Annotated in this window: 29 protein-coding genes; 10 read left to right on the forward strand and 19 right to left on the reverse strand. The window is 65.0% G+C overall.

Features of this window, described 5'->3' with window-relative positions; genetic code table 11:
* Positions 1–54 precede the first annotated feature (54 nt).
* The 7 genes from yidC to VOI27_RS02415 all read left to right on the forward strand — a co-directional run bounded on the left by yidC (position 55) and on the right by VOI27_RS02415 (position 6,337).
* On the forward strand, positions 55–1,884 hold the full coding sequence (yidC, locus tag VOI27_RS02385; RefSeq protein WP_323763685.1) for a membrane protein insertase YidC: 1,830 nt from the start codon (positions 55–57) through the stop codon (positions 1,882–1,884).
* Positions 1,881–2,624 carry an MOSC domain-containing protein gene (locus VOI27_RS02390; protein ID WP_323763686.1) on the forward strand — a complete coding sequence of 248 codons (744 nt, stop codon included), beginning with the start codon at positions 1,881–1,883 and terminating at the stop codon, positions 2,622–2,624. The genes yidC and VOI27_RS02390 overlap by 4 nt, the downstream gene beginning before the upstream one ends.
* Positions 2,624–3,274 carry a ribosome biogenesis GTP-binding protein YihA/YsxC gene (yihA, locus tag VOI27_RS02395; RefSeq protein ID WP_323763745.1) on the forward strand — a complete coding sequence of 217 codons (651 nt, stop codon included), beginning with the start codon at positions 2,624–2,626 and terminating at the stop codon, positions 3,272–3,274. Before VOI27_RS02390 ends, yihA begins: the two co-directional genes overlap by 1 nt.
* Before the next feature lie 239 nt (positions 3,275–3,513).
* Positions 3,514–4,386: an acetylglutamate kinase gene (gene argB, locus VOI27_RS02400; RefSeq protein ID WP_323763687.1), complete on the forward strand. Its 873-nt coding sequence runs from the start codon at positions 3,514–3,516 to the stop codon at positions 4,384–4,386.
* A 36-nt stretch (positions 4,387–4,422) separates the two neighbouring features.
* Positions 4,423–5,217, forward strand: a complete 795-nt coding sequence (locus VOI27_RS02405) for a sterol desaturase family protein (RefSeq protein WP_323763688.1) — start codon at positions 4,423–4,425, stop codon at positions 5,215–5,217.
* A complete protein-coding gene (locus tag VOI27_RS02410) occupies positions 5,193–5,849 on the forward strand; it encodes a ferredoxin (RefSeq protein ID WP_323763689.1) in 657 nt (218 codons plus the stop codon). Before VOI27_RS02405 ends, VOI27_RS02410 begins: the two co-directional genes overlap by 25 nt.
* Positions 5,846–6,337 carry a SixA phosphatase family protein gene (locus tag VOI27_RS02415; RefSeq protein WP_323763690.1) on the forward strand — a complete coding sequence of 164 codons (492 nt, stop codon included), beginning with the start codon at positions 5,846–5,848 and terminating at the stop codon, positions 6,335–6,337. Before VOI27_RS02410 ends, VOI27_RS02415 begins: the two co-directional genes overlap by 4 nt.
* A gap of 212 nt (positions 6,338–6,549) precedes the next feature.
* Here the strand turns inward: VOI27_RS02415 and VOI27_RS02420 are convergent, their stop codons facing one another.
* The 10 genes from VOI27_RS02420 to VOI27_RS02465 all read right to left on the reverse strand — a co-directional run bounded on the left by VOI27_RS02420 (position 6,550) and on the right by VOI27_RS02465 (position 16,790).
* Positions 6,550–7,323, reverse strand: a complete 774-nt coding sequence (locus tag VOI27_RS02420) for an amino acid ABC transporter ATP-binding protein (RefSeq protein WP_323763691.1) — start codon at positions 7,321–7,323, stop codon at positions 6,550–6,552.
* A gap of 15 nt (positions 7,324–7,338) precedes the next feature.
* On the reverse strand, positions 7,339–8,634 hold the full coding sequence (locus VOI27_RS02425; protein WP_323763692.1) for an amino acid ABC transporter permease: 1,296 nt from the start codon (positions 8,632–8,634) through the stop codon (positions 7,339–7,341).
* Between the two features lies 1 nt (position 8,635).
* The gene (locus VOI27_RS02430; RefSeq protein ID WP_323763693.1) at positions 8,636–9,850 is read right to left on the reverse strand and encodes an ABC transporter permease subunit; all 1,215 of its coding nucleotides are present in this window, start codon (positions 9,848–9,850) and stop codon (positions 8,636–8,638) included.
* Positions 9,851–9,976: 126 nt separating this feature from the next.
* The gene (locus VOI27_RS02435; RefSeq protein WP_323763694.1) at positions 9,977–10,993 is read right to left on the reverse strand and encodes an amino acid ABC transporter substrate-binding protein; all 1,017 of its coding nucleotides are present in this window, start codon (positions 10,991–10,993) and stop codon (positions 9,977–9,979) included.
* Positions 10,994–11,187: 194 nt separating this feature from the next.
* On the reverse strand, positions 11,188–11,901 hold the full coding sequence (locus VOI27_RS02440; RefSeq protein ID WP_323763695.1) for an ATP12 family chaperone protein: 714 nt from the start codon (positions 11,899–11,901) through the stop codon (positions 11,188–11,190).
* Positions 11,898–12,569 carry an HAD-IA family hydrolase gene (locus tag VOI27_RS02445; protein WP_323763696.1) on the reverse strand — a complete coding sequence of 224 codons (672 nt, stop codon included), beginning with the start codon at positions 12,567–12,569 and terminating at the stop codon, positions 11,898–11,900. Before VOI27_RS02445 ends, VOI27_RS02440 begins: the two co-directional genes overlap by 4 nt.
* On the reverse strand, positions 12,566–13,612 hold the full coding sequence (locus VOI27_RS02450; RefSeq protein ID WP_323763697.1) for an RluA family pseudouridine synthase: 1,047 nt from the start codon (positions 13,610–13,612) through the stop codon (positions 12,566–12,568). Before VOI27_RS02450 ends, VOI27_RS02445 begins: the two co-directional genes overlap by 4 nt.
* A complete protein-coding gene (crcB, locus tag VOI27_RS02455; RefSeq protein ID WP_323763698.1) occupies positions 13,609–13,986 on the reverse strand; it encodes a fluoride efflux transporter CrcB in 378 nt (125 codons plus the stop codon). The genes VOI27_RS02450 and crcB overlap by 4 nt, the downstream gene beginning before the upstream one ends.
* Positions 13,987–14,095: 109 nt before the next feature.
* The gene (locus VOI27_RS02460; RefSeq protein WP_323763699.1) at positions 14,096–15,409 is read right to left on the reverse strand and encodes a replication-associated recombination protein A; all 1,314 of its coding nucleotides are present in this window, start codon (positions 15,407–15,409) and stop codon (positions 14,096–14,098) included.
* Between the two features lie 4 nt (positions 15,410–15,413).
* Positions 15,414–16,790: a trypsin-like peptidase domain-containing protein gene (locus VOI27_RS02465; RefSeq protein ID WP_323763700.1), complete on the reverse strand. Its 1,377-nt coding sequence runs from the start codon at positions 16,788–16,790 to the stop codon at positions 15,414–15,416.
* 133 nt (positions 16,791–16,923) lie between these two features.
* Here VOI27_RS02465 and VOI27_RS02470 point away from each other — a divergent pair, with 133 nt between their 5' ends.
* From VOI27_RS02470 to VOI27_RS02480, 3 genes are all read left to right on the forward strand, one after another.
* On the forward strand, positions 16,924–17,130 hold the full coding sequence (locus tag VOI27_RS02470; RefSeq protein WP_323763701.1) for a hypothetical protein: 207 nt from the start codon (positions 16,924–16,926) through the stop codon (positions 17,128–17,130).
* 1 nt (position 17,131) lies between these two features.
* Positions 17,132–17,587 (forward strand): host attachment family protein, encoded by a 456-nt coding sequence (locus tag VOI27_RS02475; protein WP_323763702.1) that lies wholly within the window; start codon positions 17,132–17,134, stop codon positions 17,585–17,587.
* Between the two features lie 141 nt (positions 17,588–17,728).
* Positions 17,729–18,118, forward strand: a complete 390-nt coding sequence (locus VOI27_RS02480; RefSeq protein WP_323763703.1) for a DUF393 domain-containing protein — start codon at positions 17,729–17,731, stop codon at positions 18,116–18,118.
* 48 nt (positions 18,119–18,166) lie between these two features.
* Here the strand turns inward: VOI27_RS02480 and rplQ are convergent, their stop codons facing one another.
* From rplQ to secY, 9 genes are all read right to left on the reverse strand, one after another.
* Complete coding sequence (rplQ, locus tag VOI27_RS02485; RefSeq protein WP_323763704.1) at positions 18,167–18,586, reverse strand: 50S ribosomal protein L17; 420 nt, start codon at positions 18,584–18,586, stop codon at positions 18,167–18,169.
* Between the two features lie 380 nt (positions 18,587–18,966).
* On the reverse strand, positions 18,967–19,677 hold the full coding sequence (arsH, locus tag VOI27_RS02490; RefSeq protein ID WP_323763705.1) for an arsenical resistance protein ArsH: 711 nt from the start codon (positions 19,675–19,677) through the stop codon (positions 18,967–18,969).
* 171 nt (positions 19,678–19,848) lie between these two features.
* Positions 19,849–20,865 carry a DNA-directed RNA polymerase subunit alpha gene (locus VOI27_RS02495; protein ID WP_048529616.1) on the reverse strand — a complete coding sequence of 339 codons (1,017 nt, stop codon included), beginning with the start codon at positions 20,863–20,865 and terminating at the stop codon, positions 19,849–19,851.
* 111 nt (positions 20,866–20,976) lie between these two features.
* The gene (gene rpsK, locus VOI27_RS02500) at positions 20,977–21,369 is read right to left on the reverse strand and encodes a 30S ribosomal protein S11 (protein WP_323763706.1); all 393 of its coding nucleotides are present in this window, start codon (positions 21,367–21,369) and stop codon (positions 20,977–20,979) included.
* A gap of 15 nt (positions 21,370–21,384) precedes the next feature.
* Positions 21,385–21,753 carry a 30S ribosomal protein S13 gene (rpsM, locus tag VOI27_RS02505; RefSeq protein ID WP_323763707.1) on the reverse strand — a complete coding sequence of 123 codons (369 nt, stop codon included), beginning with the start codon at positions 21,751–21,753 and terminating at the stop codon, positions 21,385–21,387.
* Positions 21,754–22,017: 264 nt separating this feature from the next.
* On the reverse strand, positions 22,018–22,896 hold the full coding sequence (locus VOI27_RS02510) for a sulfotransferase family 2 domain-containing protein (RefSeq protein ID WP_323763708.1): 879 nt from the start codon (positions 22,894–22,896) through the stop codon (positions 22,018–22,020).
* A gap of 28 nt (positions 22,897–22,924) precedes the next feature.
* Positions 22,925–23,551, reverse strand: coding sequence for a hypothetical protein (locus VOI27_RS02515; RefSeq protein WP_416374630.1), 627 nt, complete (start codon positions 23,549–23,551; stop codon positions 22,925–22,927).
* Positions 23,552–23,739: 188 nt separating this feature from the next.
* On the reverse strand, positions 23,740–24,381 hold the full coding sequence (locus tag VOI27_RS02520) for an adenylate kinase (protein WP_323763710.1): 642 nt from the start codon (positions 24,379–24,381) through the stop codon (positions 23,740–23,742).
* 6 nt (positions 24,382–24,387) lie between these two features.
* Positions 24,388–25,755 carry a preprotein translocase subunit SecY gene (secY, locus tag VOI27_RS02525; RefSeq protein WP_323763711.1) on the reverse strand — a complete coding sequence of 456 codons (1,368 nt, stop codon included), beginning with the start codon at positions 25,753–25,755 and terminating at the stop codon, positions 24,388–24,390.
* Positions 25,756–25,817: the final 62 nt, after the last annotated feature.

Here is a 25,817-nt window from a genome sequence, read left to right on the forward strand (position 1 = left end):
GCCGCGCAAGGGTTGAACCCGGCCTGATACCCAAGAGACAGGTGGCGGTCCCCTATGGACGATCAGAACAAGAACCTCATCCTCGCAACTGCGCTCAGCTTCGTCGTGATCCTGATCTGGTTCGTGCTGTTCCCGCCGCCCGAGCCGGACACCATCGAACCGGCGCCGTCGGTGGCCGAAGGCACGGCGACCCCCGGCGATGTCGCCGCCACCCCCGGCGTGGCCGACACCCCCGGCGCCGCGCCCGGCACCACGCCGCTGACCGAAGATGCCGCCGCCAGCCCCGATGCCCCGCGCATTGCCATCGAGACGCCGCGCCTGTCGGGCAGCATCTCGGCCCAGGGCGGCCGGATCGACACGCTGGCCCTCAAGGACTACCGCGAGACCACCGATCCCGACGCGCCGATCGTCTCGCTGCTGCGCCCGGTCGGCACACCCGGTGCCTACTACGCGCTGCACGGCTGGGCGCCCGGCCAAGGCCTCGCCGCATCCGACGTGCCCGGCCCCAACACCGAATGGCAGATCGCCGGCAACACCACCCTGACCCCCGAGAGCCCGGTCACCCTGGCCTGGGAGAACGGCAGCGGCCTGCGCTTTACCCGTCAGATCGCCGTGGACGCCGATTACATGTTCACCGTCACCCAGAGCGTCGAGAACAGCACGGAGGGCACCGTTTCGCTGGCGCCCTACGGGCTTCTGGCGCGGCATGGCGAACCGGTCGACCTGAAGAACTTCTTCGTCCTACACGAGGGCGTCGTCGCCATGTCCGATGGCGAGCTGGCCGAGATCGACTATGACGACATGACCGATTTCGAAGTCGACGCCCGCGACGGCGTGCCGGCCGAGGTCATGCAGGTGACCGAGAACGGCTGGATCGGCTTTACCGATCACTACTGGATGGCGACGCTGGTGCCCGCGCCCGGCGAGGCCTTCCGCTCCGCCGCGAAATACGACCCGCGCCGCAACATCTACCAGACCGAAACCGTGCTCAAGACCCGCAGCCTGGCCCCCGGCGCCACCGCCGAGGTCACCACGCAGCTCTTTGCCGGTGCCAAGGAATGGGACACCATCCGCGAATACGAGGCCGAAGGCGTCGAAGGTTTCATCGACAGCATCGACTGGGGCTGGTTCTTCTTCCTGACCAAGCCGATCTTTGCGCTGCTGCACTGGCTCAACCAGATCATCGGCAACATGGGCTGGGCGATCATCGCGCTGACCCTGATCATCAAGGCGGTGCTCTTCCCGCTGGCCTACAAGTCCTATGCCTCGATGGCCAAGATGCGCGAACTTCAGCCCGAGATGGAGAAGATCAAGGAGCGCGCCGGCGACGACCGCCAGAAGCTCCAGCAGGAGATGATGGGCCTCTACAAGAAGGAAAAGGTCAACCCGGCCTCGGGCTGTCTGCCGCTGCTCTTGCAGATCCCGATCTTCTTCTCGCTCTACAAGGTGATCTTCGTCACGCTCGAGCTGCGTCACGCGCCCTGGATCGGCTGGATCGACGACCTCTCGGCGCCCGATCCCTCGTCGCTCTACAATCTCTGGGGTCTGCTGCCCTGGGCCGCACCCGAGCCCGGCACCATTCTGGCGCTGGTCTTCATCGGCATCCTGCCGCTGCTGCTCGGTGTGTCGATGTGGCTGCAGCAAAAGCTGAACCCGGCGCCCACCGATCCGACCCAGCAGATGATCTTTGCCTGGATGCCGTGGGTGTTCATGTTCATGCTCGGCAGCTTTGCCTCCGGCCTTGTGGTCTACTGGATTGCCAACAACACGATCACTTTCATCCAGCAGTACCTGATCATGCGCAGTCACGGCTACAAGCCGGACCTGTTCGGCAATATCACCGGCAAGAACAAGAAGAAGGCCGCGGAAGCCGCCAAGAAATGACCGGACGGATCACCGATATCCTGCGCTATCCGATCAAGAGCCACGGCCGGGAGGCCGTGGCTCGCGTCACTTTGAGCCCTGGCCAATCCCTGCCCTGGGACCGGCACTGGGCGGTGGCGCATGACGCGACCGATGCCGACGGAACAGAGTGGCTGCCCTGCCGCAACTTTACCCGCGGCGCCAAGGTGCCCGGGCTGCAGGCGATGACTGCCGCGCTCGACGAGGCCACGGCCACGGTGACGCTGACCCATCCTGAGTTGGGCGAAGTGCGGTTCCGCCCCGATGTCGAGGGCGCGACGCTGATCGACTGGACCCGGTCGCTGATGCCCGAGGGCCGGGCGGCCTCTGACCGGGTGGTACGCGCCGAGGCGCGGGCGATGACCGACAGCGATTTCGCCTCGGTGTCGCTGTGCAACCGGTCGTCGCACCGGGCGGTGTCGCAGAAGCTGGGCCGGGATCTGTCGATCCATCGCTGGCGCGGCAACCTCTGGTTCGACGGCCTCGCGCCCTGGGAAGAGTTCGACTGGATCGGTCGCGAGGTCAGGATCGGCTCCGCCGTGGTGATGGTGCGGGAGCGGACGACGCGCTGTCTGATGACCCATGCCAACCCAGAGACCGGGGCGCGCGATGCCGATATCCTGGGCACGCTGGACACATGGGGCCACCGCGATTTCAGCGTGATGGCCGAGGTAATACAAGGCGGCGAAATCGCCGCAGGTGACGAGATCGGACCCGCATGATGCAACTGCCCTTCCCCCTAGCCGAAGAGCCCGACGATTTTGCCCGCGAGGCCGGTCGCAAGCTGTTTGCCGGCGAGAAAGACTTTCTCAAGGGCGTGGTCGCCATGTCAGGCCTGCCGCCCGATGAGCGGATCGAGGTCTGTTTCGCCGGCCGGTCGAACGTCGGCAAATCCTCGCTGATCAATGCCCTGACCGGGCGCAAGGGGATCGCGCGCGCCTCCAACACGCCGGGGCGGACTCAGGAGATCAACTTCTTCACCCTGGCCGAGAGCCATTACCTCGTCGACCTGCCCGGCTATGGCTATGCCAATGCACCGGTGGCGGTGGTCGAGAAATGGCAGCGGCTGCTGAAGCAGTACCTTTCGGGGCGGCAATCACTGCGCCGGGCATTCGTGCTGATCGACGCGCGGCACGGGGTCAAGACGGTCGATGAAGAGATCATGACCCTGCTCGACAAGAGCGCGGTGACCTTTCAGGCAGTGCTGACCAAGGCCGACAAGGTCAAGCTCGACGCCCGCGAGAAGGTGCTCGATCAGGTGCGCGGCCGGCTCTCGGCGCATCCGGCGGCCTATCCGGAGATCGTGGTGACCTCGTCCGAGAAGGGCGACGGCATCGAGACGCTCAGGTCGATCATCGCGACGCTGGTATAGGGCTCGCGCGGGACAAGGCCGCAGACCGCCGTGCGATCGCCGACCCGCCCCCCGGGGCGGCGATTTGGTGAGGCAGGCGCATTGCTGGGAGCTTGGACGGATTGAGCCGGCATAAAGTGGCGGATAGGGAACACAGGATCGCCACCCCGCGGCTCGGCGATCGCGCGGCTTCGCCTCCCGTAATCCGCTTGCGCCCGAAACGCCCTGTTGGGATAACAGCCTTTCAAGAGGGGCCGAAGATGAGAACCCAGGACATGAACCGCGATTGGATCGCCACGGCTCGCACCCTGAGCCAGGCACTGCCGTACCTTCAGCGCTACACCGACGCCATCGTCGTCATCAAGCTTGGCGGTCACGCCATGGGCTCTGACGAGGCGATGGAGGAATTTGCCCGCGACGTGGTGCTGATGCAGCAGGTCGGCGTCAACCCGGTGGTGGTGCATGGCGGCGGCCCGATGATCAACGCGATGCTCGACAAGCTCGGCATCGAGAGCACCTTCGTCAATGGCAAGCGGGTGACCGACAAACCGACCGTCGAGGTGGTCGAGATGGTGCTCTCGGGCCTCGTCAACAAGCGCATCGTCCAGGCGATCAACGCCCAGGGCGGCAAGGCGGTGGGCGTTTCCGGCAAGGACGCCAACCTGATCGTCTGCGAGCAGACCCATTCCGATCTGGGATTTGTCGGCACGCCCGACACGATCAACACCGCGGTGCTGCACGACATGTTCCGCTCGAACACCATTCCGGTGATCGCGCCGCTGGGCGCCGGTCGCAATGGCGAGACCTTCAACATCAACGGCGACACCGCCGCCGGCGCCATCGCCGGCGCGCTCAAGGCCGACCGGCTGCTGCTGCTGACCGATGTGGCGGGCGTCAAGAACGCCGAGGGCGAGGTGGTGACCGAGCTTACCGCGGCGCAGATCCGCGAGATGACCGCCGAGGGCGTGATTGCCGGCGGCATGATCCCCAAGACCGAGACCGCGCTCGACGCGATCGGGCGGGGCGTGCGGGCGGTGGTGATCCTCGACGGCCGGGCGCCCAATGCCTGCCTGCTCGAGCTCTATACCGAACACGGCGCCGGCTCATTGATCCGCGACATCCCCAAGACGTGAACTGTGACGCTCAGGCCATGGCCTATATACCGCGCCATGGAGAATGAAACCTTGATCCGGCTCGGCGTGTTCGCCGGGCTCTTCGCGCTGTTTGCCGCGCTCGAGGCCGTGGCCCCGCGCCGCGCGCGACAGCATCCGCGACGACGCCGCTGGGTCACCAACTGGGGGTTCACCCTTGCCAATACGCTGGCGCTGCGGGCGCTGGCGCTGGGGCTGCCGCTTCTGGCCGTGGGTGCGGCGCTCGATGCCGAGGCGCAGGGCTGGGGGCTGTTGAACCAGCTTGGCTGGCCGGTCTGGCTGGAAATCGGGCTGGCGGTGCTGATCTTCGACTTCGCGATCTGGCTGCAGCATCTGGTCACCCACAAGGTGCCGCTGCTCTGGCGGCTGCACCGGGTGCATCACGCCGATGTCGAGATCGACGTGACCACCGCGATCCGCTTTCACCCGGTCGAGATCGCGCTGTCGATGCTGCTGAAGATCGGGCTGGTCTACCTGCTGGGGCCCGCGGCCTGGGCGGTGGTGATCTTCGAGGTCCTGCTGAACGGCACGGCAATGTTTAACCACGCCAACCTGCGGCTGCCGCTGCGGGTCGACGCCCTGCTGCGTCGGGTTCTGGTGACCCCCGACATGCACCGGGTGCACCATTCGGTGCATCGCCACGAGCATGACAGCAACTACGGTTTTTCCCTGTCGCTCTGGGACCGGCTGTTTCGCACCTATCGCGCCCAGCCCGAGGCCGGCCATGACGGCATGACCATCGGGCTCGAGTGGCAGGACGCGCGGCCGACGCAGCTGGGGTGGAGCCTGTGGCTGCCGTTCTCGAAACGCTAGAGGCAGAAGCGCAGGCGCGACACCTGCGGGTGCTGGGCGGATTTCACCCCGGGCCGGAGGACGGCGCGCCGGACGGCTGCGCCACGCTGCTGATGATCGGCCCGGGAGAGCCTGCCTTCTGGCCAGCGTTCCAGGCCAGTCCGGAGTATCGTGACGGCGCGGCGCACCCGCTTGACCGTTGGTCGAAGCGGGTGCTGGGTGGCTGGGCCGAGACCTTGGGGGCGCGGGCGATCTACCCTTCTGACGGGCCGCCCTATGCGCCCTTCATCGTTTGGGCCAAGGCCACCGGGCGGGTGTGGAACTCGCCGGCCGGCATTCTGGTGCATGACCGGGCCGGGCTGATGGTGTCGTTCCGCGGCGCGCTGGCCCTGCGCGAACGGATCGCCCTGCCCCCTGCCCCGGCCTGCCCCTGTGAGGGCTGCCACAAGCCCTGCCTCGACGCCTGTCCGGTGGGTGCGCTGGGGGTGGGCGGCTATGACGTGCCGGGCTGCAAGGCCTATCTGGACACGGCCGCAGGCGAGGATTGCATGGCGCGGGGATGCGCGGTACGCCGGTCCTGCCCGCTGTCGCAGAGATATGGCCGGGCCGAGGCGCAATCGGCGTTCCATATGAGGAGCTTTCACCCGGCATGACCCTGCGGTTGATCCTGATGCGCCACGCGAAATCGAGCTGGGACGCCCCCTGGCAGGGCGATCACGCGCGGCGGCTGAACAAACGCGGTCGGCGTTCCGCCGCGGCGCTGGGAGACTGGCTGCGGGACAGGGCCTATCTGCCGGAGCTTGCGCTGAGCTCGGACGCGGTGCGCACGCAGGAGACCTTTGCCGGGTTGCGGCTGGACTGCCCGGTGCGGTTTTCGCCGGGACTCTACCTGGCCGAAGCGGGGACGCTGCTGGACCGGTTGCGGCAGGCGGAGGCGGGCTGCGTGCTGATGATCGGGCACAATCCGGGGATCGGGAGCTTTGCCGGGCGAGTGGTGACCATTGCACCAGAGCATGGGCGGTTCGGCGATTATCCCACCGGAGCAACCCTGGTGGCGGATTTCGAGGCAGAAAGCTGGGAAGACGTGGATTACGGCATGGGTCGCGTGGTGGATTTCGTGGTGCCTCGCGAACTGGCGTAGCACCCGCGCGTTAACAGCGGGGTGCAGGCCGCCGCCGGCGATTTGGCTGCCACACGCGCGCAGATGAGAGGTTCTACGGAGTTTGCCGGGTAAACTGGCCGACATGACCGGCGGCCCGCCGCACCGCGGCCCGGCGCTGCGCAGCTCTGGACCGGAAACGCAAAACGCCCCCGCGAATTTCCGCGAGGGCGCGCAATCTAGAGCACTTGACCTCAATGCCCGAGGATCTGGCTCAGGAACAGCTTGGTCCGCTCGTTCTGCGGGTTGTTGAAGAACTCTTCCGGCTCGTTCTGTTCGACGATCTGGCCGGCGTCCATGAAGATCACCCGGTTCGCCACCTGCCGCGCGAAGCCCATCTCGTGGGTGACGCAAAGCATGGTCATGCCCTCTTCGGCGAGTTCGACCATGGTGTCGAGCACCTCCTTGATCATCTCGGGGTCAAGTGCCGAGGTCGGCTCGTCGAACAGCATGATCCGCGGCTTCATGCAGAGCGAGCGGGCAATCGCCACCCGCTGCTGCTGACCGCCCGACAGCTGGCCGGGATACTTGTCGGCCTGCTCGGGAATCTTGACCTTGCGCAGGAAGTGCATCGCGGTCTCTTCGGCTTCCTTCTTGGGCGTCTTGCGGACCCAGATCGGCGCCAGGGTGCAGTTCTCGAGGATCGTCAGATGCGGAAACAGGTTGAAGTGCTGGAACACCATGCCGACCTCAGAGCGGATCCGGTCGATGTTCTTCACATCCGACGACAGCCGCGTGCCGTCGACGGTGATCGACCCTTTCTGGTGCTCTTCCAAGGCGTTGATGCAGCGGATCAGGGTCGACTTGCCAGAACCCGACGGCCCGGCAATGACGATCCGCTCGCCGCGATGAACGGTCAGGTCGATGTCACGCAGCACGTGGAACGTGCCGTACCACTTGTTCATGTTCTCGATCTGGATGGCGACTTCGTTGGAGATTTCCATCTGGGTTTGTGCAGCTTGAGCCATGGACAATCCCTCCTCTTAACGGTGATCGGTCTGAAGCTGACGCTCCAGCCATTGTGAATATTGCGAGATCGAGTAGCAGACGATGAAGAACAGGAAGACCGCGAAGCCCCAGAGTTCCCAGTAGACGCCGTTCCACTCGGTCGAGGCGAGGATCGGACCGCGGATCATGCCGACAAGGTCGAACATCGAGATCACCGAGACCAGCGTGGTGTCCTTGAACAGGCCCACCGCGACGTTGACGATGCCGGGGATCGAGATCTTCAGCGCCTGCGGCATGATGATCAGCCGGGTCGCCTGGGCATAGTCGAGGCCAAGCGAATCTGCCGCCTCGTACTGCCCGCGCGGCAGGGCTGCCAGACCGCCCCGGATCACCTCGGCGATATAGGCCGAGGCAAAGGCGGTGATCATGATGATCACGCGGATGATCAGGTCAAAGCTGGTGCCCGGCGGCAGGAAATAGGCCAGCACCACGTTGGCGACGAAGAGCAGCGTGATCAGCGGCACGCCGCGGATGAACTCGATGAAGAGCACGCAGATCCACTTGATGATCGGCATGTCAGACTGTCGCCCGAGCGCGAGCACGATGCCGAAGGGCAACGACAGCGAGACGCAGACCACGCCGAGGATCATGTTGAGCATGAAGCCCCCCATGTCGCGCGAAGGCACGCTCTCGAGCGCCAGGAAGCCGGGCTCTGAGCGGACGGCAAAGCCGCCGATGAACCAGGTCACCACCGCCGCCACAAGGAAGGCCAGCGCCCCCATGGCGAAGCTCTGGTGCTCGACCTTCTTGAAGGCGATGAAGCCCACCACGAATCCCGCCAGCGCCACCAGCGGCGCAAGGATCGTGCCGCCCCAGATCAGCCAGAAGGCGATGAAGGGATAGAGCCCGGTAAAGAGCAGCATCGCCTTGGGCAGGGTGTTGAACAGCACCGGTGCGATGGCGAGACCGAGCAGCAAAAAGGCGAGAATCAGCCGCCAGTACTGGTCCTGCGGATATTGGAAGCCGAACAGCAGCTGGTTCCAGCGTTCGGTCAGCACCGAGAAGCAGCCGCCGGTGGTGCCTTGCAGGATCTCGCGGCATTCGGCCAGCGAGGAGGTGCTCCAGAGGCCATTGGCAAACCACGGCAGCGCCCCGGCCACGATCTTGTAGATCACGAAGATCGCGACCAGCGTCATCAGCGTGTTGGCCCAGCCGCGAAACAGGTTCTCGCGCATCCAGGCGACCACTCCCACCGCCGAGGCCGGCGGCTCCTGTTCGGGCAGCATGGTTTCGCGGACGTAAGCGACGGAATGTGCGTGCATGTCACTCATCTCAGCGCTCCTTCAGCTTCACGGCGTTGTTGTAGACGTTCATGATCGCCGAGATGGCGAGCGAGATCGTCAGGTAGAACAGCATCAGCAGCAGCACGCATTCGATGGCGCGCCCGGTCTGGTTCAACGTGATGCCGCCCAGGGTGCCGGTCAGGTCCATGTAGCCCACGGCGATCGCCAGCGAGGAGTTCTTGGTGAGGTTGAGATACTGCGAGATCAGCGGCGGGATGATCACCCGCAGCGCCTGCGGCAGCACCACGAGGTTCATGATCCGGTTGGGCCGCAGGCCCAGCGAGGCGGCCGCCTCGGTCTGGCCTTTGGAGACGGCGAGGATGCCGGCGCGGACGTTCTCGGCGATGAAGGCGGCGGTATAGATCGACAGCGCGAACCACAGCGACAGCAGCGAGTTGCGCATGTAGATGCCGTCCTGGAAGTTGAAGCCCTGCAGCGAGGGGTATTCCAGCGAGATCGGTCGTCCCAGGAGGAAGAACATCAGCAGCGTCGGCACGAAGAACAGCGCGGCGGACGGCCAGCCGCGGGGCAGCAGCACGCCCTCGTCATAGAGCTTTTTCGTGGTGTAGCGGCGGTAGAACACGATCGCCACCAGCGAGGCCGCGAAGGTCGCGACCACCAGCCAGGCGCCCGGCTCGAAGACCGGCGCCGGCAGGTAGAAGCCGCGACCGGTGAAGGCAAAAGCGTCCCAGAGCATCGAGGCCTCGGCGTCGTCGCCGCGGAAATCGCGCGGCTGCGGCAGCACGGCGACAAAGACCGCCATGATGATCAGGATCCAGATCAGCACCGGCACGTTGCGGAAGATCTCGACATAGACCGACATCAGCTTGCGGATCAGCCAGTTCGGCGACAGCCGCAGCACCCCGACAAAGACGCCGACGATGGTGGCCATGATGCAGCCCATGATGGCCACCAGCAGCGTGTTGAGCACGCCGACCATGGCGGCCCGCCAGTGGCTCGACTGGCTGTTGTAGTCGATCAGCGTCTGGTTGATGTCATAGCCGGCCGGCTCACCGAGGAAATCGTAGGAGATGTTGAGCCCGGCGGCGGCGAGGTTCTGGACGAGGTTCAACCCGAGGTAGGCCATGGCGAAGATCAGCAGGATCAGCGCGATGAACTGGAAGGTGATGGACCGGTAACGGGTGTCGTTGATCAGCTGCGATAGCCGGAACGACTCCGCCGGGGGGTCGGTGACGGTCGACATGAATATGATCCCTGAGTGTCCGCGGTCATTATGGCTGGCGGTTTGCCCGCTCTGTCGCCGGTTGCGGAGGTTATTGTGCAGAAAGCAACAAGGGCGCGGTGTGACCGCGCCCTTGTCTTGATCGTCTTAGCGGAAGGGCGGTGCGTAGAGCAGGCCGCCGTCGGTCCACTGTGCGTTCAGACCACGCGACAGGCCGACCGGGGTGTTCTCGCCGATGTGCTTCTCGAAGAGCTCACCGTAGTTGCCGACGGCCTTGATGGCACGTGCGGCCCAGTCGGCGTCGAGGCCGAGCATCTCGCCGAGGTTGCCCTCGGTGCCGAGCAGACGGTTGATCTCGGGGTTCTCGGTGCCCGACATCATCTCGTCGACATTGGCCGAGGTCACGCCCAGCTCTTCTGCCGCGATCAGCGCGTTGAGCACCCAGCGGTTGACGTCACCCCATTCGTTGTCGCCGTGGCGGACGAGCGGGCCCAGCGGCTCTTTCGAGATGATTTCCGGCAGGACCACGTGATCGCCCGGGTTTTCAAACGCGGCGCGGGTCGCGGCGAGGCCGGAGGCGTCGGTGGTATAGACGTCACAGCCGCCTTCGAGATAGAGCGGCTGCGCTTCGGCGTTGGTTTCGATCGGCACCGGCTCGTAGCTGATGTTGTTCTTGCGGAAGAAGTCCGCGAGGTTCAGCTCGGTGGTGGTGCCGGTCTGGATGCAGACCGTGGCGCCGTCGAGTTCCTTGGCCGAGGAGACACCCATGTCCTTGGGGATCATGAAGCCCTGGCCGTCATAGTAGTTCACGCCGACGAATTCGAACTTCAGATCGACGTCGCGCGAGAAGGTCCAGGTGGTGTTGCGGGCCAGCAGGTCGATCTCGCCCGAGGCCAGCGCGGTGAAGCGGGTCTTGCCGGTGGTCGGCACGAATTCGACGGCAGACGGGTCGTCCAGCACCGCGGCGGCGACGGCACGGCAGATGCCGACGTCAAAGCCGTCCCAATTGCCGTTGGCGTCGGGGGCGGCAAAGCCCACCAGGCCCGTGGTCACGCCGCAGTTCAGCGTGCCGCGTGCCTTGACGTCGTCCAGCGTGGCTGCGGCAGCAGCGCCAGCAGCGAGCCCGGCAATGGTCAGCGCGCCAAAGAATACGGATTTTTTCATGGTTACCTCTTCCTGTTTTTTTGAGCCGCCACATCAGTCGGACGGTCTCTGCCACCCCTACGGGAAGCAACACTCTTGCAAGGAAGCCTCGCTCCCCAACAGGGGCAAGTGTGGGCGGATTTCCGCGGAAACGTCAAGCCTAGCCCGTGACAAATTGGTCAGTGACCGGGCACAATCGCGGCACTGACGCCGGGTCAATGGTCGCCGGACAGACGCCAGACCTCGGCCGCGTGCAAAAAGGCGGCACGTTTCAAAGCCGCGTGGGCCTGCGCCTCTTCATCCTCGCCCCATTGCTCTTCCTGCCAGGTCTCGTCGATCCGCGACAGCGCCCAGAGCGTCTCGGGATCCTGCCGTCCGCCGGCCGCCGCCAGTCCGATCACCAGCGAGCCAGACAGCGACACCAGATCATGCAGCGCGGCCAGCTGGAACGGGTTGCAGGCATGGACCGCGCGGCGCAACGGCGCCAGCGCCGCCGCGTCCTGGGCCAGGTGCATCACGCCGCTGGTCACCGCCAGCCGCGCCCCATATGTCGCCTCGGCCCAGTCCAGCAGCGGATCCCAGGCGGCATCCTGACGTGCCCGCAACGCCTCGGGGGCCTCGGCGCGGTAGCAAAGCTGGTCGGTGCCGCCGTAATCGGCGATCATGTCGGCCACTTCGTCCTTCTGATGCGCCACCTTGTCGATCGCGGCATTGGCGGTGCGGGTAAAGGGCATCCTGGTCGGATCGATCAACTCGCCCACCGCGTCCCATTCGGCGTGCACCGCCTCGGCAAAGCCCTCGGTCGGCAGCAGCAGCGGCGCCTTCGCCGGGGTCTTGACCGGACGGCCGTCGAGATAGACGCCGTAGCCGCCTGCCTCGGCCCGGATCTCGGTGACCCTCCAGAACCGTTTCGCTTTCCACTCACTCATGCGCCCTGCCCCCATCTGTCGTCGAGCACCTGCGGCAGCGCCGCCATGTCGTCGAGGATCACGTCTGCCGAGGTCAGCGCGCTGACCGGGTGGTAGCCATAGCTCATGCCGATGGCATAGATCCCGGCGGCGCGCGCCATGTCCATGTCGAAGCTGGTGTCGCCCACCATCACCGCGTCGGCGCGGTCGACCCCGGTCTCGGCCAGCGCCGCCTCGAGCATCGCCGGATGCGGCTTGGACGGGTGGAAATCCGAGACCTGCCGGGTGACGAACCGACCCGTCAGCCCCTGCGCCTCGAGCAGCGCGTCGAGCCCGCGTTTCGACTTGCCGGTGGCGATGCCGAGCAGCCAGTCGTCCTGTTGTCCCAGCCGGTCGAGCACCTCGGTCACCCCGGGATAGAGCGGCCCGCTGTGGCCGGCCTTGCGGGCGCCGACATAGGCGTCCTTGTATTCGGCCACCAAGGTGTCGAGGGCCGCGTCGTTCAACTGCGGGGCCAGCTGCCGCATCGCCACGTCGAGCGAAAGCCCGACAATGCCGAGGATATGCTCTCGCGCCGGCGGCGCCAGATCCAGCGCGCCAAAGGCCGCGTGCATTGCGGCGACGATATCGCCCTGGCTGTCGACGAGGGTGCCGTCGACGTCGAAGATCACCAGTCGCAATCGGCTCATTGCAGCGCCTCGAAGGGGTCTTCGTCGGCGAGGTCCTCGGTCCAGCCGAAGGTCTCGAAGGTATGGGCGAGATGCTCCGGCAGCGGCGCGGTGATCGTGAGCGGCTTGCGGGTCTTGGGATGCTCGAGCCGCATGGTCCGCGCGTGCAGGTGCAGCTTGTTCGAGATGATGCCGCCCAGTTTCGCACCCCAGCCATCGCCGAGGTTCTCCTGGCCCGAGCCACCGTATTTGCCGTCGCCGATTATCGGATGACCTATCTCGGCCATATGGGCGCGCAGCTGATGGGTGCGGCCGGTGATCGGCTCCATCGCAACCCAGGCGGCGCGGCTGGCCACCCGGTAGAGCGTGGCATATTGTGTGATCGCGCGCTTTGCGCCCGGGGTGCTGTCGATCTCGCGCGGGTGGACGGCGCGCATCTTCTCGCCCTCGCCATGGGCGCCGTGACCGCCGGCCTTGACCAGACCGAACTTGATCTCGCCCAGATAAGGTACCGGCACGCCGGCGACCACGGCCCAGTAGATCTTGCGGGTCTCGCGGTGGCGGATCGCGGCGGTCAGCAGGCGGGCCATCTCCTGCGTGCGGGCCAGCAGCAGCACGCCAGAGGTGTCCTTGTCGAGCCGGTGCACCAGCCGCGGCTTGTCGTCAAAGCCAAAGCGCAGCGCCTCGGCGAGCCCGTCGACATGTTTGGTCTGCTTGCTGCCGCCCTGAGTCGGCAGGCCGGGCGGTTTGTTGAGCGCGATGATGTGGTCGTCCTTCCAGATCACGCAGGCGCGGATCATCTCGGCATCTGCCTCAGAGACGGTGTCGCGCCGGGGCGCCGGCTTGGCCAGCTCCTCTTCCGGGATCGGCGGGATGCGCACCTCCTGACCGGGCTCGATCCGGGTCGAGCTCTTGACCCGTCCGCCATCGACCCGCAGTTCGCCCTTGCGGCACATCTTCTCGATCCGGCCCTGGCTCAGATGCGGGAACATCCGCCTGAGCCAGCGGTCGATCCGCTGCCCGCCGTCGGCCTCGCCGACAATCTGTTTCTGTACGCCACTCATGCGAAATACCCCCGCGCCGCCATCAATCCGGCAAACAGCGCCGCGATTGCCACCCCGACCGACCCCAGCACATAGAGCGCCGCCGTCGTCACCTGCCCCCGCTCGAACAGCGCCACCGCATCCAGCGAGAAGGCCGAGAAGGTGGTGAACCCGCCCAGCACCCCGGTCATCAGCAAGGGCGCGAAGCGGGTCGCATGGTAGTGCGCCAGCACCACCACCAGCACGCCCATCAGGAACGAGCCGAGGATGTTCACCGCCAGCGTGCCCCAGGGAAAGCCGTGCCCGATGAGGCGCACCGCCGCGATGCCGGTGAGATAACGCGCGCACGCGCCGAATGCGCCGCCGAGGGCGACCTGAAGAAGGGTTGATGTCATGGCGCGTCTGTCGCGCGGGCGGTGGCCCTTGTCAAGCAGGCTGCCGTGCCGCTGGCCCTGCGCCGGACCTCGTGGTCGGCCCAGAGGCCCCTGAGCTTGGGGACGGCACTCAGTCCTCGCCGCGCTTTGACCGCAGCTTGGCGAAGTAATCCACCCGCTTTTTCAGATCGCGCTCGAAGCCGCGTTCCACCGGCAGGTACATCACCGGGCGCTTCATGGTCTCGGGAAAGTAGTTCTGGCCGGAAAATCCGTCCTCGGCGTCATGGTCATAGGCATAGCCCTCGCCGTAGCCCTGCTCCTTCATCAGCTTGGTCGGCGCGTTCAGGATATGCCTCGGCGGCGGCTCGGAGCCAGTGCGCTTGGCCTCGCGCCGCGCCGCCTTGTAGGCGACATAGGCGGCGTTGGATTTCGGCGCCAGCGCCAGGTAGACCAGCGCCTGGGCAATCGCCAGCTCGCCCTCGGGGCTGCCCAGCCGCTCGTAGGTCTCCCAGCTCTGCAGGCAGACCGCCTGCGCCTGCGGATCGGCCAGCCCGATATCCTCGACCGCCATCCGGGTGATCCGCCGCGCCAGGTAGCGCGGGTCCTCGCCCCCCTCCAGCATCCGCGCGAACCAGTAGAGCGCCGCATCGGGGTCGGAGCCGCGCACCGATTTGTGCAGCGCCGAGATCAGGTTGTAATGCGCATCGCCGGACTTGTCGTATTGCGCCGCCCGCCGCATCAGCCGCTGCGCCAGCGCCTTCGGTCCGAGCTTGACCGTCACCTCCCAAGCCATGATCTGTTCGATCAGGTTGAGCAACGCCCGGCCGTCGCCATCGGCCATCTCCAAGAGCGCCTCGCGCGCCGGCCCGTCGAGCGGCAGCGGCCGGTCCAGCTCCTGCTCGGCGCGCTGCGCCAGCCGCTCGAGATCGGCCAACTCGAGCCGGGTCAGCACCAGCACCTGCGCGCGGCTCAGAAGCGCGGCATTGAGCTCGAACGAGGGGTTCTCGGTGGTCGCCCCCACCAGCAGGATGGTGCCATCCTCCATATGCGGCAGGAAGCCGTCCTGCTGCGCCTTGTTGAAGCGGTGGATCTCGTCGACGAAGAGCAGCGTACCCTGACCGTTGGCGCGGCGGTGCTTGGCGGCCTCGAAGACCTTGCGCAGCTCCTGCACGCCGGTGAAGATCGCGCTGATCTGGACGAAATGCAGCTCGGTCACATCCGCCAGCAGCCGCGCGATGGTTGTCTTGCCCACGCCGGGCGGGCCCCAGAACACCAGCGACGACAGCGCGCCGGAGGACAGCATCACGCCCAGCGGCGCCTCCGGGCCCAGCACCTGTTCCTGGCCGATCACCTCGGCCAGCTTCGCCGGCCGCAGCCGGTCGGCCAGCGGGCGTGGTGCGTTGCTTGGCGTGGGGCCTGCGGAGCTGTCGAAGAGATCGGCCACCCGCTCAGACCCGGAACCGCAGCGCCACGCGGCGATTGCCGCGCAACACCTGCAGCGCGACGCGGCCAGAGGCCTGGCGCAGGGTCCGCGCCACGTCTGCGGGCCGCTCGATGCCATAGCGACCGACCGCCTGCAGGATATCGCCGGCGCGCAGCCCGATGCGCGCGCCCGCCGCGCCCGGATCAAGCACGATGACCCCCTCGCCCGCCTCGAGCCCGAGCTCGTCGCGCAGCGCCGGGTTGAGCCGCGCCAGCCGCAGCCCCTCGAACAAGGCCTCGCGGCCCAGCACCAGCTCCTCGCGCGGCGGCTCGTCCGGCGGGGCGATCAGGGTGACGCGCGCCTCGGCCGGCCGGCCGGCGCGGACATAGTCCACCGCCACCCGCGCGCCGATGCCGCGCACCGACATGCGATAGATCATCTCGGCCGGGGTGTTCACCGGCTGGCCGTCAACCGCCGCGATCACGTCGCCCACCGCGAGCCCGGCCGCGGCGAAGGGGCTGAGTGGCTCAAGCTCAGAGATCACCACGCCGCCGGGCCGCGCGAGACCGAGGCTGTCCGACAGATCGGCATCCACCGCCTGGCCGTTGATCCCGGCCCAGGGCCGCAGGAACCGGTCCTGGCCGTCGCGCGCCTGGGTCACGAATTGCGCCACCAGCGAGGCCGGAATGGCAAAACCGATGCCGTTCGAGCCGCCCGACCGGGTCAGGATCGAGGTGTTGATGCCGATCAGCCGGCCCTCGATGTCGATCAGCGCGCCGCCGGAATTGCCGGGGTTGATCGGCGCATCGGTCTGGATGAAATAGCCGCGCAGGTTGCCGGTGGCGAGGCCCGAGCGCGCCAGCCCCGACACAATGCCCGACGACACCGTCTGACCGACGCCGAAGGGGTTGCCGATCGCCAGCGCCAGCTCGCCCACTTCGACGGTATCGCTGTCGCGCAGCGCCAGGTGCGGCATGTCGGCGGCGCCCTCGAGCTGCAGGATCGCAAGGTCGCTCTGTTCGTCTGACAGCAACACCGAGGCGGAGTATTCCCGCCGGTCGTTGAGCACCACGCGGATGTCTGTCGCCTCGCCGATCACGTGATAGTTCGACACCACGATGCCATCGTCCGAGAGGATCACGCCCGAGCCCAGCGAATTCTGCACCCGCGGCTGGCTCTGGCCAAAATCGCGGAAGAATTCGCCGAAAAAGGGATCATCGGCAAACGGGCTGCGCCGCGCCGCGACCACCCGGCGGGCATAGATGTTGACGACGGCCGGCGCGGCGTCCCGCACCAGCGGCGCAAAGCTGAGCGAGATCTCGGCGCGGCTCTCGGGCACACGGGTCTCGGCCAGGGCCGGGGCAGAGAGCAGGGCAAGGGCAAGCACAAGGATCAGACGCATCGTCCCTCCGACATCGGGGTTACGGGGTTCGGGGCTGATATGCCCGTCTGACGGGGCTGTTTCAAGCGCGCAGCCGGAACCGCCGGGCGGCTGGCGCGTTGACCGACAGACCCGCTTGGAAAAGGAGGCTATCATGGCAGACCGCAAAAGGTCACAGGACGGCGAACGCGAGACCGAGAAGTATATCGACGACGCCGCAACCCCCGGACAGCAAGGCCGCGCCGATGGCAACCTCGAGCGCAAGGTCGGCACCCGCGATCTTCTGAAACAGGCCGAACAGGACAAGCCCGGCGTCACCCGTGTGCAAAAGCGCGACGAGCTCGACAAGGGAGGCTCCTGAGATGGCAGAGATCGGAAACGGCACCTGGATCGTGGTGACCGACAGCGAAAAGGCGCTGTTCCTGCGCAACCTGACCGATCACGAGGACCCGCATCTCGAGGTGACGGACAAGGACGAACAGGACAACCCGTCCGACATCGAGCAATCCGCCAACCGGCCCGGCCGGATGAACGACACCGGCGTGCAGCAGCGCTCGGCGCTCGATGACACCGACTGGCACGAGCTGGCCAAGGAGCGCTTTGCCGCCGATCTGGCCGAAAAGCTCTATCAGGAGGCGCACAAGGGCCATTTCGAGCGGCTGATCCTCGTGGCTTCGCCGCAGGTGCTGGGCGATCTGCGCGCCGAGTTGCATCAGGAGGTGAGCGACAAGGTGGTCGCCGAAATCCCCAAGACGCTGACCAACCACCCGGTCCACAAGATCGAGGAACTGGTCAAAAAGGAGCTCGACGAGGCCTGACCGCGTCGGGACCGTAGTAGCGAGTGCTGGCCGGCCCCAAGGGGCTGGCCTTTTTCGTGCCCGCTGTGGGCCTGCGACCCTCGGTCACTGGCCCCGCGGCCGGCGGTGATTAGATATGATCGGAACGTGAGGAGACCTGCCATGTCCGACCCCGCCGAAACCCGCGCGCTCTACAACAGCGATTGCCCGGTCTGCGATGCCGAGATGTGCAGCTATGCCGCCTATTCCGAGGCGCGCGGCCTGCCGATCGCCTTTGACGACCTCAACCGGATCGAGCTCGACCGCTGGGGCGTGAGCGAGGATGCGGCGACGCGGCTCTTGCACGTGCTGCACCGGGGAGAGCTGCACATCGGCTTCGACGCCATGCTGGTGCTCTGGGACCAGATGCCGCGCTATCGCTGGCTGGCGAGGCTGGGGCGCCTGCCGGGGGTCTACCCGATCTGTGACTGGATATACGCGCAGGTGGTGGCGCGCTGGATCTACCTGCGGCACCAGCGGCGCAAGGCCCGCGGGTTGCTGCGCAAGACATAGAAAAGCCCGCCGAAGCGGGCTTGTTCCGTTAGGCTTTCGGGGCGGGGTTTACTCGTCCGCCGCTTCCAGCTCGGCCAGGCGGGCCTTGTCGGCGGCGCCTTTGGCGTCGACATCGCGGTCGACCAGCTCGATGATCGCCATCGGCGCCATGTCACCATAGCGGAAGCCGGCCTTCAGGACGCGGGTGTAGCCCCCCTGACGCTCGGCGTAGCGTGGGCCGAGGATTTCAAAGAGCTTGGCGACGTCCTTGTCTTCCTTCAGGGCGGCGGCGGCCTGACGGCGGGCGTGGATATCGCCGCGCTTGCCGAGGGTGATCAGCTTTTCGACAACGCGTTTGAGTTCTTTTGCCTTGGGCAGGGTGGTCTTGATCTGCTCATGTTCGATGAGCGAGCCGGCCATGTTCGACAGGAGCGCCTTGCGGTGCTCGTGGGTGCGGTTCAGGCGGCGGTAACCTTTTGCGTGACGCATGTATCTTGTCCTTCAATTGCCCTCTACGGGCGGTTTTGCTTTGTCTGTCCGGCGATGCGTGTCACCGGCTCTCCTTGGGGCGCGGAACGCCCGGAAAATGCAAAGGGCCCGAAGGCCCCGTCGCAACCCTCCGGATCAAAGCCAGAGGGATGCGCGTCCTTAGCCGAAATGACCTCGCGGGGCAAGCCCCGGATTGGCGATGTGGTTGTCCCCTCCGCTGCCGCGCCCCGGACCCCGCTCCGGGGCCTCCTGGTGGGCAGCGAAGTGGTCGCGGATCAGCGTGCTCGACGCTCCCTGCCCCACACGCCCCGGACCCCGCTCGGGGGCCTGTTGATGGTCGGCGAAGAGGTCCCGGATCAAGTCCGGGACGGTGGTGCGTCTCAGATCGCCTGTTGGTTCACCCGCTTCGACAGTGCGGCCGCGCTTTCGACCCGTTCGCTGTAGCGATCGGTCAGGAGTTCCTTGAGATCGCGGGTCAGCAGGGTGAACTTCACCAGCTCCTCCATCACGTCGACGATCCGGTTGTAATAGGCCGAGGGCTTCATCCGCCCATCGCCGTCGAACTCGAGAAACGCTTTGGCGACCGAGCTCTGGTTGGGGATCGTCAGGCAGCGCATCCAGCGCCCCAGCACCCGCATCTGATTGACCGCGTTGAAGCTCTGCGAGCCGCCGGAGACCTGCATCACCGCCAGCGTCTTGCCCTGGGTCGGCCGCACCGCGCCCAGCGACAGCGGGATCCAGTCGATCTGCGCCTTCATGATGCCGGACATCGCGCCGTGCCGCTCCGGCGAACACCAGACCATACCCTCTGACCAGGTCACCAGGTCGCGCAGCTCCTGCACCTTGGGGTGGCTGGCCTCGGCATCATCAGGCAGCGGCAGGCCCGAGGGATCATAAGCCCGCGTCTCGCAACCCAGCCGCTGCAGGATGCGCGCGGCCTCCTCGTTGGCGAGGCGGGAATAGGAGGTCTGGCGCAGCGAGCCGTGCAGCAGCAGGATGCGCGGACTGTGCGTGGCCCGCAGCGGTGTACTGAGCGTCGCCGTGTCGGGCAGATGCAGCTGGCTGTCATCAAGCTGGGGGGTGTCGGACATTGGCGCGGCTCCTTCTTGCGATCGGTATCGGCGGATCTAGCCGGCCACAGAGGGTGGCGCAACCTTATTTCCATATTTCACGAAATAAAGGATTACTGCGACCAGCCCACCAGCAAAGAAAAAGGGCAGGTGCTTGCGCCCTGCCCTTCCCCAATCTCTGTATCGCAAGACTTAAAACGCGTCTTCGAACTTTTTCGCCAGGTCTTCGATGTTGTCCGGCGGCCAGTCCTCGACGTCCATCCCGAGATGCAGGCCCATGCCCGACAGTACTTCCTTGATCTCGTTGAGCGACTTGCGGCCAAAGTTCGGCGTGCGCAGCATCTCGGCCTCGGTCTTCTGAATGAGGTCGCCAATATACACAATATTGTCGTTTTTCAAGCAGTTGGCCGAACGCACAGACAGCTCGAGCTCGTCGACCTTCTTGAGCAGCAGCGGGTTGAACTCGAGACCGTCGTCATCGTCCTGACGGGTCGCCGATTCCGGCTCGTCGAAGTTGACGAAGATCGACAGCTGGTCCTGCAGGATGCGCGCGGCATAGGCCACGGCGTCCTCGGGGGTGACCGAGCCGTCGGTGTCGATCTTCAGCGTCAGCTTGTCGTAGTCGAGAACCTGGCCTTCGCGGGTCGGCTGCACGTCGTAGGAGACGCGTTTGACCGGCGAATAGATCGCATCGATCGGGATCAGGCCGATGGGGGCGTCTTCCGGCTTGTTCTTGTCGGCCGAGACATAGCCCTTGCCGGTGTTGACCGTCAGCTCCATGTAGACATCCGCGCCCTCGTCGAGGTGGCAGATCACGTGGTCCTTGTTCAGAACCTCGATGCCGGCGCTGTCCGAGATGTCGCCGGCAGTGACCACGCCCGGGCCCTTGGCATTGATCGACAGCCGCTTGGGGCCTTCGACTTCCATGCGCAGCGCGACGCCCTTGAGGTTCAGAACGATGTCTGTCACGTCTTCACGCACACCGGCCACGGACGAGAACTCGTGCAGCACGTTGTCGATCTGGACGGAGGTGATGGCCGCGCCTTGCAGCGACGACATCAGCACGCGGCGCAGCGCGTTGCCGAGGGTGAGACCGAAGCCGCGCTCGAGAGGCTCGGCCACGGCGGTGGCCTGACGCGCGGGGTCGTTGCCAGGGCGGACCTCCAGCTGCGTCGGCTTGATCAGCTCGGCCCAATTCTTGTGGATCATGCGTCCCTCCATTCCTGCTCTTGCCCCATGTCCTAAAGGCGAAAGCGCCCGAGGTTAAAATGACGGAATGGGGCCGAGCGGATGCCCGGCCCCAAACTTGATAGATATCGATCAGACGCGACGACGCTTCGGCGGGCGGCAGCCGTTGTGGGCGATCGGGGTCACATCACGGATCGAGGTGATGTTGAAGCCGATGGCAGCCAGGGCGCGGAGCGCCGATTCACGGCCGCCACCGGGGCCCTGAACTTCGACTTCCAGCGTCTTCATGCCGTGTTCCGCGGCCTTCTTGCCGGCGTCTTCCGCAGCCATCTGGGCCGCATAGGGGGTCGATTTCCGCGAGCCCTTGAAGCCCATGGTGCCGGCCGAGGACCATGCAATCGCATTGCCCTGCACGTCCGAGATCAGGATCTTGGTGTTGTTGAACGAAGAGTTCACATGCGCCACGCCTGTGGCGATGTTCTTGGAGACCTTCTTCTTGCCTCCGCGACGGGTATCACGTGCCATGTTCTCAGACCTCCCTTACTTCTTCTTGCCGGCGATTGCTTTCGCCGGGCCCTTGCGCGTGCGCGCATTGGTGTGGGTCCGCTGACCGCGGACGGGGAGGTTGCGGCGATGACGCAGGCCACGGTAGCAGCCGAGGTCCATCAGGCGCTTGATGTTCATCTGCACTTCGCGGCGCAGGTCGCCTTCGACGGTGAAGTTGGCGTCGATGTGCTCGCGCACGGCCAGGACTTCGGCGTCGGAAAGCTCGTTCACGCGACGCGATGCGTCGATGTTCACGGCTTCACAGATTTTCTTGGCCGAGGTGTGGCCAATTCCGGTGATGTAGGTCAGGGCGATCGGGACCCGTTTGTGGGTCGGGATGTTAACGCCGGCGATACGTGCCAAGTGTCACTTTCCTTTTGTTGCGGTTCCGTAGTGCCAGAACCTTTTTTCACAACGTAAGCCCGAGGCATGGAGCACCCGGGCCGCAGCTGATGTCGAGGTGATGGATCCCCGAAAGGGAATCGCTCGCCATGGGCGAGATAGGGCTAACTATGGGCCTGAGAGGGCATCGTCAACCCCCCTGTCAAGAGATTTCTTTCCCGGCGGGAATTGGCCCCTGCTCAGCCCTGTCGCCGCGCAGGGCGGAGCCGAAATCAACGGCGTCGTTCAGCCCTCGACGACACGCTCCGGGTCATACCCGAAGAGTTCATAATCGCGGGCGTAGATGTCGCGGATCAACTGCCGACACTTGCTGTCAGCCAAAAAGGTATTGCTGTCTCCGCTCGGCTGGCGATTACGGATATCGGCCACCAGCTCTTTGGGGAGAGGCCTGTCCAACGCTTTGCAGAGGTCCCGGTAAAAGGCCGGCATGGCCTCAAGACGGCCAACGAGATCGGGCTTCAGAAGGTCGATCTGGGTGTTCCGCCATTGTGGCCGCCAGTGATTGTTGACCGAAACAATCCCTTCCTGCTCGCTTTCAACCTGAATGAATTCGAGGAATCTCTGGAAGCCATCAATTGTGCCAGGATGCCAATCCCAGTCGAACCCGGTCAGCGCCGAAAGGCGGATGCGATCGCGCAGCAGCTTTTCGCTCTGCTTTTCGTTGGACTGGCAGATATAGCGAAAGGACGACAAAACCCGACGAGCCGGCTCGCGGACGACCGTGAACGAGAAGGTTTTGGCCAGAAATTCGGGAATATTATCAATTCCTGGTAAATTCAACACCGGCTGGAATACATGCGCGGCCCGCATCTGGTGCAAAGCGGTATCGGGATTATGGTCGGCAGTCGTCTGCAGCTTCACCGAGAATGAAACCCCGAACTCCAAGGCAAACAGAAAGGAAAGCACCGAAGAGGAGCCCGCCTTGGCGTTCGTCTTGTACACCCAACTGCGATCTACCGGAACGTAGGTGGCCATAAGGAAGTTTTGCATCTCCCCTACCGTCTGGAACTGTTTCTTGTACGACGCAAAGATCTTCTGCGTTGCGGTCAGACGATCGCGGGCGTTGCGCGGCACCTCGTAGAAAACCCTGCCCTGTCCCGTCAATTCACGAACTCCTAAAGTCTTGGCCCAGCTATTGCCGCGGACGCGTATCCGGTGTGTCAGGATAGTTGAAGCGTTCGAACACCCAGGCCATCCGGCGTCTCACTTTCTCGATCGTGTCCGGATCGAAGTATTCCGCAACCGCCTGACCGCGCCGGGCCGCTCCGGTATCCTTGGTGTGAGGTAGATGCAGGTAACGTTCGTCCAGCCCCAAGGTCTCTGCCACGCGCCCCAAGTCATTGCGCAGATGCTCGAACCGAACCACGTGGTCGATGATATACTCTCCATCGAGAAAAACGATCTCCCGGTCATCCGGCCAGTTCTGATGCAGGATAAGGTCTCGGAAATAGGCCTTCAGTTCATCGAAGTTCGAGTAGGATCCCCGGCCCTGGTGCATCTGCCAATGGCAACGGGACACGAGTTGATCGAAAGGATTGCGAACGGTGGTAATCCGTGGATAGGCAAAGAAAGTTTCTCTACCCACCTTTTCCAGCACTTCGGCCGCACTCATATGGTTGAACCACTCGGCGTTGAGCCCGGTCAACTTCTTCTTCGGGATCTTCCGAGTTCCAATGATACCGTGCTCGCCTATCGTGGCCGGCACCGCCTCTTCCACCGGTGCTTCTAGGTCGGGAGAGCAATACGGTTGCAGTGCCATTTCCACGGAAGTCCCGGCAGTTTTGCGAGTCTTCAAGAATATGAAGCGGTTACGATGAGAAAGAAGCAATTCGACCCTTGTCCTTCGACTTCGAGCGCAGGGTATCGCAGGCTTGGACCATTGTCACCGTACGCGCCTGGCAAAATCCGGTCGGAAATGACGCCACATCCCGGCCGGCTTGGAGTCGTTCAGCCAAGCTGGTTTGCGAGCGCGCCGGCAACAGCCTCGGGGCTGCCCATGCCGTCAATCGGGCGCAGCGTGCCCTTGCAGTGGTAATAGCCCACCAGCGGCGAGGTCTGCTTGTAATAGGCCATCAGCCGGGTGCGCAGGCTCTCTTCGTTGTCGTCGGCGCGGCGCTTTTGTTCGGTCGAGCCGCAGTTGGCGCAAGTGCCGTCGGCGGGCCAGGGCTTGGTCTGGTCGTTATAGACCTCGCCGCAGCCGCCACAGGTCGAACGCGCGGTGATGCGGGCCACCAGCGCCTCGTCGTCGACCTGCATCTCGATCACCGCATTGAGCCGCTTGTCATGCTTGGCCAGCAGCTCTTCGAGCGCGTCGGCCTGCGCCAGGGTGCGCGGAAAGCCGTCGAAGATGAAGCTGCCCTCGGGGTTGGCCTCAAGCTGCTCTTCGATCAGACCGATGACGATCTCGTCGGTCACCAGCTCGCCGCGGGCCATCACGCCGGCGACGCGCTTGCCCATCTCGGTGCCGCTTTCCTTGGCGTCGCGGAGCATGTCGCCGGTCGAGAGCTGGGTCATCTGGCGCTCGTCCACCAGCTTGCGGGCCTGCGTGCCTTTACCTGCCCCCGGGGGCCCAAGAAGAATGATGTTCATGCGGGATTACCTCCGGACGGGGCTGCGTTTCTTGCGGGCCTTACCTTTACCACGCAGTTGCGATTTCTGGATCAGACCTTCGTACTGGTGCGCCAGAAGATGGCTCTGCGCCTGCTGGATCGTGTCCATCGTCACCGAGACAACGATCAGGACCGAGGTGCCGCCGAAGTAGAACGGGATGGCGAACTGGCCGCGCAGGATTTCCGGCAACAGGCAGACCGCAGCGAGATAGGCAGAGCCCAGGACCAGGATGCGGTTGACCACGTACTCGAGATATTCCGCGGTCTTCTTGCCGGGGCGGATGCCGGGCACGAAGCCGTTCTGGTTTTTCAGGTTGTCGGCCACGTCATCGGGTTTGAACGAGACGTTGAAGGTGTAGAAATAGGCGAAGAACACGATCATCAGCGCGAAGAACAGCAGGTAGAGCGGCTGACCCGGGCCGAAGTAGGCGAGGATCGTCGACATCACCGGGCTGGTCTGGTTGCCGCTGAAGGTCGCGATGGTCGTCGGCAGCAGCAGCAGCGAGGAGGCGAAGATCGCCGGGATCACACCGGCCGGGTTGACCTTGACCGGAAGGTGGCTCTGCTGGGCCTCGGAGATTTTCATGCCCTGCTGGCGGCGCGGATACTGGATGGTGATCTTGCGCAGCGAGCGCTCCATGAAGACCACGAACATGATGACCGCGACCACCATGACCATGACACCGACGATCACCGCCGGAGAGATCGCGCCGGAGCGGCCGGAGGCAAAGAACTGTGCCAGCGCCGCGGGGACCTCGGCAATGATGCCTACGAAGATGATCAGCGAGATGCCGTTGCCAAGACCGCGGGCGGTGATCTGCTCGCCAAGCCACATCAGGAACATGGTTCCGCCGACCAGGGTGATGACGCAGGACGCGATAAAGAAGGTCTGGTCGATATCGGCCGAGACGAAATCATTGGCATAGAGGCCGACAGACAGGCCGTAGGCCTGGAAGGTCGCCAGCACCACGGTGCCGTAGCGGGTCCACTGGTTGATCTTCTTGCGGCCCTGCTCGCCCTCTTTCTTGAGCTGTTCGAGGGCTGGCACCATCGAGGACAGCAGCTGAACGATGATCGAGGCCGAGATATAGGGCATGATACCGAGCGCAAAGATGCCCATCCGCCCCAGAGCACCACCGGTGAACATCGAGACCATGCCGCCGATGCCCTGCCCCGCCTGCTCCATGAAATCCCGCAGCGCGGCGCCGTCGATGCCCGGAACCGGGATGAAGGTGCCCAGACGGTAGACGATCAGAAGACCGAGGGTGAAGAGGATGCGGTTGCGCAGGTCGGTCGCCTTGCCGAGCGCCGCCCAGCTGGTGTTGGCCGCCATCTGCTCTACTGCTGATACCATGGCTCGTTAATCTCGCTCTATGAAAACGCCGCCCAGAGCCGTTTTCCGGCGGGCGGCGTTTG

Origin of the sequence: Marinovum sp., from assembly GCF_034669705.1 — a bacterium.
In the GTDB taxonomy this organism is placed as follows: domain Bacteria; phylum Pseudomonadota; class Alphaproteobacteria; order Rhodobacterales; family Rhodobacteraceae; genus Marinovum.

What these genes read in the sequence shown, in the direction of transcription:
- yidC (WP_323763685.1), top strand. Translation starts at nt 55, where the DNA reads ATGGACGATCAGAACAAGAACCTCATCCTCGCAACTGCGCTCAGCTTC.
- VOI27_RS02390 (WP_323763686.1), top strand. Translation starts at nt 1,881, where the DNA reads ATGACCGGACGGATCACCGATATCCTGCGCTATCCGATCAAGAGCCAC.
- yihA (WP_323763745.1), top strand. Translation starts at nt 2,624, where the DNA reads ATGCAACTGCCCTTCCCCCTAGCCGAAGAGCCCGACGATTTTGCCCGC.
- argB (WP_323763687.1), top strand. Translation starts at nt 3,514, where the DNA reads ATGAGAACCCAGGACATGAACCGCGATTGGATCGCCACGGCTCGCACC.
- VOI27_RS02405 (WP_323763688.1), top strand. Translation starts at nt 4,423, where the DNA reads ATGGAGAATGAAACCTTGATCCGGCTCGGCGTGTTCGCCGGGCTCTTC.
- VOI27_RS02415 (WP_323763690.1), top strand. Translation starts at nt 5,846, where the DNA reads ATGACCCTGCGGTTGATCCTGATGCGCCACGCGAAATCGAGCTGGGAC.
- VOI27_RS02420 (WP_323763691.1), bottom strand. Translation starts at nt 7,323, where the DNA reads ATGGCTCAAGCTGCACAAACCCAGATGGAAATCTCCAACGAAGTCGCC.
- VOI27_RS02425 (WP_323763692.1), bottom strand. Translation starts at nt 8,634, where the DNA reads ATGAGTGACATGCACGCACATTCCGTCGCTTACGTCCGCGAAACCATG.
- VOI27_RS02430 (WP_323763693.1), bottom strand. Translation starts at nt 9,850, where the DNA reads ATGTCGACCGTCACCGACCCCCCGGCGGAGTCGTTCCGGCTATCGCAG.
- VOI27_RS02435 (WP_323763694.1), bottom strand. Translation starts at nt 10,993, where the DNA reads ATGAAAAAATCCGTATTCTTTGGCGCGCTGACCATTGCCGGGCTCGCT.
- VOI27_RS02440 (WP_323763695.1), bottom strand. Translation starts at nt 11,901, where the DNA reads ATGAGTGAGTGGAAAGCGAAACGGTTCTGGAGGGTCACCGAGATCCGG.
- VOI27_RS02445 (WP_323763696.1), bottom strand. Translation starts at nt 12,569, where the DNA reads ATGAGCCGATTGCGACTGGTGATCTTCGACGTCGACGGCACCCTCGTC.
- VOI27_RS02450 (WP_323763697.1), bottom strand. Translation starts at nt 13,612, where the DNA reads ATGAGTGGCGTACAGAAACAGATTGTCGGCGAGGCCGACGGCGGGCAG.
- crcB (WP_323763698.1), bottom strand. Translation starts at nt 13,986, where the DNA reads ATGACATCAACCCTTCTTCAGGTCGCCCTCGGCGGCGCATTCGGCGCG.
- VOI27_RS02465 (WP_323763700.1), bottom strand. Translation starts at nt 16,790, where the DNA reads ATGCGTCTGATCCTTGTGCTTGCCCTTGCCCTGCTCTCTGCCCCGGCC.
- VOI27_RS02470 (WP_323763701.1), top strand. Translation starts at nt 16,924, where the DNA reads ATGGCAGACCGCAAAAGGTCACAGGACGGCGAACGCGAGACCGAGAAG.
- VOI27_RS02475 (WP_323763702.1), top strand. Translation starts at nt 17,132, where the DNA reads ATGGCAGAGATCGGAAACGGCACCTGGATCGTGGTGACCGACAGCGAA.
- VOI27_RS02480 (WP_323763703.1), top strand. Translation starts at nt 17,729, where the DNA reads ATGTCCGACCCCGCCGAAACCCGCGCGCTCTACAACAGCGATTGCCCG.
- rplQ (WP_323763704.1), bottom strand. Translation starts at nt 18,586, where the DNA reads ATGCGTCACGCAAAAGGTTACCGCCGCCTGAACCGCACCCACGAGCAC.
- arsH (WP_323763705.1), bottom strand. Translation starts at nt 19,677, where the DNA reads ATGTCCGACACCCCCCAGCTTGATGACAGCCAGCTGCATCTGCCCGAC.
- VOI27_RS02495 (WP_048529616.1), bottom strand. Translation starts at nt 20,865, where the DNA reads ATGATCCACAAGAATTGGGCCGAGCTGATCAAGCCGACGCAGCTGGAG.
- rpsK (WP_323763706.1), bottom strand. Translation starts at nt 21,369, where the DNA reads ATGGCACGTGATACCCGTCGCGGAGGCAAGAAGAAGGTCTCCAAGAAC.
- VOI27_RS02515 (WP_416374630.1), bottom strand. Translation starts at nt 23,551, where the DNA reads ATGGCACTGCAACCGTATTGCTCTCCCGACCTAGAAGCACCGGTGGAA.
- VOI27_RS02520 (WP_323763710.1), bottom strand. Translation starts at nt 24,381, where the DNA reads ATGAACATCATTCTTCTTGGGCCCCCGGGGGCAGGTAAAGGCACGCAG.
- secY (WP_323763711.1), bottom strand. Translation starts at nt 25,755, where the DNA reads ATGGTATCAGCAGTAGAGCAGATGGCGGCCAACACCAGCTGGGCGGCG.